The sequence below is a fragment of the Mycobacterium sp. genome, assembly GCF_035499775.1.
Classification (GTDB): Bacteria; Actinomycetota; Actinomycetes; order Mycobacteriales; family Mycobacteriaceae; genus Mycobacterium.
In genome coordinates, this window is record NZ_DATJYB010000297.1 from 1 (window position 1) to 4,064 (window position 4,064).

4 protein-coding genes are annotated in these 4,064 nt (G+C 64.4%); 1 reads left to right on the forward strand and 3 read right to left on the reverse strand.

All coding sequences use genetic code 11. From position 1 onward, the window contains the following. Nucleotides 1–233: 233 nt before the first annotated feature. The 3 genes from VML93_RS18940 to VML93_RS18950 all read right to left on the reverse strand — a co-directional run bounded on the left by VML93_RS18940 (nt 234) and on the right by VML93_RS18950 (nt 3,532). Entirely contained in the window at nt 234–1,106 is an 873-nt protein-coding gene (locus tag VML93_RS18940; RefSeq protein ID WP_325613024.1) for a 3-hydroxybutyryl-CoA dehydrogenase, read from the reverse strand. 83 nt (nt 1,107–1,189) lie between these two features. Further along, nucleotides 1,190–2,476, reverse strand: a complete 1,287-nt coding sequence (gene aceA, locus VML93_RS18945; protein ID WP_325613027.1) for an isocitrate lyase — start codon at nt 2,474–2,476, stop codon at nt 1,190–1,192. A 261-nt stretch (nt 2,477–2,737) separates the two neighbouring features. Continuing rightward, nucleotides 2,738–3,532, reverse strand: coding sequence for an acyl-[acyl-carrier-protein] thioesterase (locus VML93_RS18950; protein WP_325613029.1), 795 nt, complete (start codon nt 3,530–3,532; stop codon nt 2,738–2,740). A 128-nt stretch (nt 3,533–3,660) separates the two neighbouring features. On the opposite strand from VML93_RS18950, the gene VML93_RS18955 reads away from it, so the two are divergent. Beyond that, a partial coding sequence (locus VML93_RS18955) for a helix-turn-helix transcriptional regulator (RefSeq protein WP_325613026.1) occupies nt 3,661–4,064 on the forward strand: 404 nt, incomplete at its 3' end.

Sequence of the window (4,064 nt, forward strand, 5' to 3'; positions counted from 1 at the left end):
CGGGGTTGTCGTAGTCCAGACATAGTGCCCGCTCATCGTTGGTGCGGCCCAAGCTGTACTAGCTGTGCCGACAGCTAAGCCGACGAGCATGGCGGCCGGGGCTATCCTGCGCCTTAGCTTCATGGGTCAGATATAGCAGACGGATTACCGCCCTGCGCCATCTCCACCGGAAATTAGGCGGCCTTGGTGAATGGTCAAGAAGTTAAATGCAATCGAATCGCCAAAACGCGACCCTAGTACGTATAGAAACCCCGGCCGGATTTCTTGCCCAGCAGGCCCGCCTCGGCCATCCGCAGCAGCAGCGACGGCGGAGCGTAGAGCGGCTCCTTGAATTCCTCGAACATCGAGTCGGCAATCAGCTTGAGGGTGTCCAGGCCGATCAGGTCGGAAAGTCGCAGCGGGCCCATCGGGTGCGACAGTCCGGCAACGATGGCCTTGTCGACGTCTTCGATGGAGGCGGAGCCACCCTCGACCATCCGGATCGCCGCAAGCAGGTAGGGCACCAGCAGCGCGTTCACCACAAAGCCGCATCGGTCGGCGCAGCGGACTACCTGTTTGCCCAGCACCACGCTGGCAAACTCTTCGGTGCGAGCGGCGGCGGCCTCGTCGGTGACCAGCGTGCTGACCAGCTCGACCAGCGGCAACACCGGCACGGGATTGAAGAAGTGCAGGCCCAGCACGCGCTGCGGGTTCTTGGTCGCCGCGGCGATCTTCATGATCGGGATGCTGGACGTGTTGGACGCCAGGACCGCGTCGGGATCGGTGACCACCCGGTCGAGTTCGGCGAAGATCTGCGACTTGACCGTCTCGTCCTCGATCACGGCCTCGATCACCAGCTGGCGGTCGGCCAGGTCTGCCAGGTCGGTGGTGAAGGTCAGCCTGTCCAGTGCTCCGTCGCGCTCGCGCTCGGTCACCTTGCCCGCGCTGACACCCCGCTCCAACGACTTGACGATGCGGTTTCGCCCCGCGGTGATCAGCGCCTCGGTGGTCTCGAACACCGTCACGTCGACGCCGGCGCGTACCGACACCTCGGTGATGCCGGAGCCCATCTGCCCCGCACCGACAACCCCAACCCGTTCGATTGCCACGGAAACCACTCCTCCCATACGCGCGAGCAGACGCAGAATCGCATCAATTGGGCTGCAAGAGTGCGATTCTGCGTCTGCTCGGCAGACTAACTCAACCTAACTCAGTGGAACTGACCCTCTTCGGTGGAGCCGGTCAGAGCGGTGGTCGACGACTTCGGGTCCACCGTGGTGGCGATCCGGTCGAAGTAACCGGCGCCGACCTCGCGCTGGTGCTTGGTCGCGGTGTAGCCGCGCTCCTCGGCGGCGAACTCCCGCTCCTGCAACTCGACGTAGGCGCTCATCTGGTTGCGGGCGTAGCCGTAGGCCAGGTCGAACATCGAGTAGTTCAGCGCGTGGAAGCCGGCCAGCGTGATGAACTGGAACTTGAAGCCCATCGCGCCCAGCTCCTTCTGGAACCTCGCGATGGTCGAATCATCGAGGTGCTTGCGCCAGTTGAACGAAGGCGAGCAGTTGTAGGCCAGCATCTGGTCGGGGAACTCGCTCTTGACACCCTCGGCGAACTTGCGGGCCAGGTCCAGGTCCGGCGTGCCGGTCTCCATCCAGATCAGGTCGGAGTACGGCGCATAGGCCTTGGCGCGGGCGATGCACGGCTCCAGGCCGTTCTGCACCCGGTAGAAGCCCTCGGCGGTGCGCTCGCCGGTGATGAACGGGCGGTCGCGCTCGTCGACGTCGGAGGTGATCAGCGTGGCGGCCTCGGCGTCGGTCCGGGCGATGACGACCGTGGGAACATCAGCGACGTCGGCGGCCAAGCGGGCAGACGTCAGGGTGCGGATGTGCTGCTGGGTCGGGATCAGCACCTTGCCACCGAGGTGGCCGCACTTCTTCTCCGACGCCAGCTGGTCCTCCCAGTGCGAACCGGCGACCCCGGCGGCGATCATGGCCTTCTGCAGCTCGTAGACATTGAGCGCGCCGCCGAAGCCGGCCTCGCCGTCGGCGACGATCGGTGCCAACCAGTTCTCCACCGAGTGGTCGCCCTCGACCTTGGCGATCTCGTCCGCGCGAAGCAGTGCGTTGTTGATACGACGCACCACCTGCGGCACCGAGTTGGCCGGGTACAGGCTCTGGTCGGGGTAGGTGTGGCCGGACAGGTTCGCGTCACCGGCGACCTGCCAACCCGACAGGTAGATGGCCTTCAAGCCGGCGCGGACCTGCTGGACCGCCATGTTGCCGGTCAGGGCGCCGAGCGCGTTGACGAACTCGAGGTCGTGCAACTGGTGCCACAACACCTCCGCGCCGCGGCGGGCCAAGGTGTGCTCCTCGACCACGGTGCCCTGCAGAGCGACGACGTCGGCCGGCGTGTAGGTGCGGCTGACGTCCTTCCAGCGCGGATTGGTGTCCCAGTCGTGCTGGATCTGCTCAGCGCTCTTCGGGGTGCCAACGTTGGACACGTTAGTCATCGGGACTGCTCCTTAACGGTCTTCTTTGAACGACATGAGCCGCCCTCGGGCGGCAACTTCACTGATCTGCTAACACGACCATGGCATAACCCATTCCTGCAGGTCCACCCATTTCACTTGCAAATTTCGGCCATGACTTCTGGTCATTTTGCTAATCTTGCGAATGCCCCGATTTACTGAACCGTTTCAGAAGCTACCCGTCAGTAACTAAAATCCGCAGGTCAACCGCGATTTACCGGGACGCTTGTCCGATTAGAGCGAGAAGAGCGCCGCGACGGCTTTCGTCTCGTCGCCGACGGCGTATGTGAGCGTTGTAACAGTGCGGTCGGCCAGCCCGGCACCGAATTTCTCCGTTGATCCGGCCGGGTGGACGTGCGAGATGATCTCCAGCTTGTCGCCGAGGGCGACGGGGGCCTCGTGTTCGATGTTCACTCGCAGCGGTGCCGCCAGCAGGTCGGGATGGGACCCCAGGTAGTCCTCGATCACGCTCCAGTACACCGAGTTGTTCACATGGTCGAACAGGTCGATGTCGGTGAACCGGACCGGGAACTCGTGGATTTCCGTCGCGTCGTCCCGGCTGCCGGGCTTCACATAGCCCTTCCACCGCAGCCGATCGACGGAAGTGGTCCGGGACAGACCCTCCAGGAAGTCGTCGGACATGCGCGACGGCATCTCGGTTTCCCGGTTCACATGGATCCAGAACGCCTCGGATTCGATCAGGCCACCCTTGCGACCGTCGATGCGAACCCGCATCTCACACCACCGGTTGGAGGTGCCCGAACACCAGCGCCGCATCCGCAGCATGTCGTGGAATTCGATCGGAGCGATGAAGTCGACCATGGTGCGCCGGACGATCCACAGCGGGTGGGTCTCCTCGAAGCCCATCTCACGCAGCTGGTCCTGGCCGATGTCCTGGATGTGGCGGGCGGCCGCGTCCAGCCGCAGCCGGCCGGTGCGGTCGATGTCGCCCATGCGCAGTGGCCATTCGCGGTCGAACACGTCGGGGTGGCCGTCGGGCACCGGCATCATTCTTTTGTCCAGGCTCACGGCCGCCCTCCCGTCCATCGCCCTGGGATCCCCGTAGCGAATCATGCCAACGCCTTCCGACAAACACCAATCGCGCACCTGCCAACTCTGCGAAGCCTGGCTTAACAGCGCCGGGTACGCTGTGTCGAGTGTCCAAGACGTTCGTCGGCTCCCGGGTGCGCCAGCTGCGCAACGAGCGGGGTTTCAGTCAGGTCGCACTGGCCCAGACGCTGGAGATCTCGCCGAGTTATCTCAACCAGATCGAGCACGACGTCCGCCCCCTGACGGTGGCGGTATTGCTGCGGATCAGCGAGGTGTTCGGGGTGGACGCGACGTTTTTTGCCCCGCAGGACGACACCCGGCTGGTCGCCGAGTTGCGCGAGGTGACGATGGACCGCGACCTGGACATCGACATAGACCCGACCGAAGTCGCCGAGATGGTCAGCGCTCATCCCACCCTGGCCCGTGCGGTGGTCAACCTGCACCGGCGCTACCGGCTCACCACCGCGCAGCTGGCAGCGGCCACCGAGGACCGGTTTTTCGACGGCAGCAG

Bases quoted from the DNA above. Each gene is read 5' to 3' on its own strand.
- VML93_RS18940 (WP_325613024.1), bottom strand. From the start codon at position 1,106: ATGGGAGGAGTGGTTTCCGTGGCAATCGAACGGGTTGGGGTTGTCGGT.